Source organism: Streptomyces sudanensis, assembly GCF_023614315.1.
Lineage (GTDB): Bacteria > Actinomycetota > Actinomycetes > Streptomycetales > Streptomycetaceae > Streptomyces > Streptomyces sudanensis.
In genome coordinates, this window is record NZ_CP095474.1 from 4,904,634 (window position 1) to 4,906,440 (window position 1,807).

The 1,807-nt window shown below is 78.6% G+C and carries 1 pseudogene; it reads left to right on the forward strand.

Going from position 1 to position 1,807, the window contains the following annotated elements:
• Positions 1-103 precede the first annotated feature (103 nt).
• Positions 104-1,733: pseudogene (gene lnt / locus MW084_RS22705) on the forward strand (apolipoprotein N-acyltransferase); the annotation flags it as partial.
• Between the last annotated feature and the right edge of the window lie 74 nt (positions 1,734-1,807).

Genomic DNA, 1,807 nt, shown 5'->3' on the forward strand with positions numbered 1-1,807 from the left:
TCCCCGGAGTTCCGCGCGCCGCCGGGGGGCGGCCTGGCTCCCGCCCCGCGGCGGCGCGCCGTAGACTCCGCCAGATGAGCGCCACCACGACCCCCCTGGCCNNCCCCGGACCCGCCGGACCGGGGAGGGCGCGCGGGCGCCGGGCGCTCCGCCGGGCGGCGAGGCCCGCCGCCGCCGCGCTGTCCGGGGCCGTCCTGTACCTGAGCTTCCCGCCGCGCCCCCTGTGGTGGCTCGCGCCCCTCGCGTTCGCCCTGCTCGGCTGGGTGCTGTACGGGCGCCGCCCGCGGGCCGCCTTCGGCCTCGGCCTCCTCGCCGGCCTGGGGTTCCTGCTGCCGCTGCTGGTGTGGACCGGCGAGGAGGTCGGCCCGGTGCCGTGGCTGGCGCTCGCCGTCCTGGAGTCGCTGTTCGTCGCCGCCGCCTGCCTCGGCGTCGCCGCCGTGTCGCGGCTGCCCGCCCGGCCGGTGTTCGCCGCCGCCGTGTGGGTCCTCGGCGAGGCGGTGCGCGCCCGCGTCCCGTTCGGCGGCTTCCCCTGGGGAAAGATCGCGTTCGGGCAGGCGGACGGCGTGTTCCTGCCGCTGGCCGCCGTGGGCGGCACCCCCCTCCTGGGCTTCGCCGTCGCCCTGTGCGGCTTCGGCCTGTACGAGGCCCTCCGCCTCGCCCTGGCCCTGCGCCTCGCCCGGGCGCTCCGCGCCGCCGCTCCGCCGCGCGGGCCGCTCGCCGCCGCCGCGCTCTTCGTCCTGGTGCCCTTCGCCGGTGCCGCCGCCGCGCTGCCGCTGGTCTCCGCCGGCGCCGAGGACGGCACCGCCACGGTCGCCGCGATCCAGGGCAACGTCCCGCGCCTCGGCCTGGACTTCAACGCCCAGCGCCGCGCCGTCCTCGACAACCACGCGCGCCGCACCGAACAGCTCGCCGCCGATGTCGCGGCGGGCCGGTCGGCCCGGCCCGACTTCGTCCTGTGGCCGGAGAACTCCTCCGACCTCGACCCGTACCGCAACCCCGACGCCCGCGCCGTCATCGACCGCGCCGTCCGCGCCGTGGGCGTCCCGACGGTCGTGGGCGCCGTCCTCGCCCCGGAGACGGGCCACCTGCGCAACACGCTCCTGCAGTGGGAACCGGGGCGGGGCCCCGTCGCCACGTACGACAAGCGGCACGTCCAGCCGTTCGGCGAGTACATCCCGATGCGGTCCTTCGTGCGCCTCTTCGACGAGGACGTCGACCGGGTCAGGCGCGACTTCGGACCCGGCAGCGAGGTCGGCGTCTTCGACCTGGCCGGCACCCGCGTCGGCCTGGCCACCTGCTACGAGGCCGCCTTCGACTGGGCGGTCCGCGACACCGTCACGCACGGCGCCCGGCTCCTCGCCGTCCCCAGCAACAACGCCACCTTCGGGCGCACCGAGATGACCTACCAGCAGCTCGCCATGGACCGCGTCCGCGCGGTCGAGCACAGCCGGGCCGTCGTCGTACCGGTCACCAGCGGCGTCAGCGCGATCATCCTCCCGGACGGGCGGATCATCCGGAAGTCGGCACTGTTCACCCCGGACGCCCTGGTGGCGGAGGTGCCGCTGCGCTCCTCGCTCACCCCGGCGACCCGCATGGGCGTCCTGCCCGAGGCCGTACTGGCCGCCGTCGCCCTCGGCGGCCTCGGCGGGGCGGCGGCCCTCGCCGCACGGGCCCGGCGGGCCGGGAACCGGGCCGGGACCACGGTGGCCCCGGAAGCGGCGGCCGGCCGGTAGGACCTCCGTCGGCGGCTCCGGGCCCCGGCGGCGCGGACCCCGGCGGCCGGGCGCCGCGATCACCGCCGTCGGGC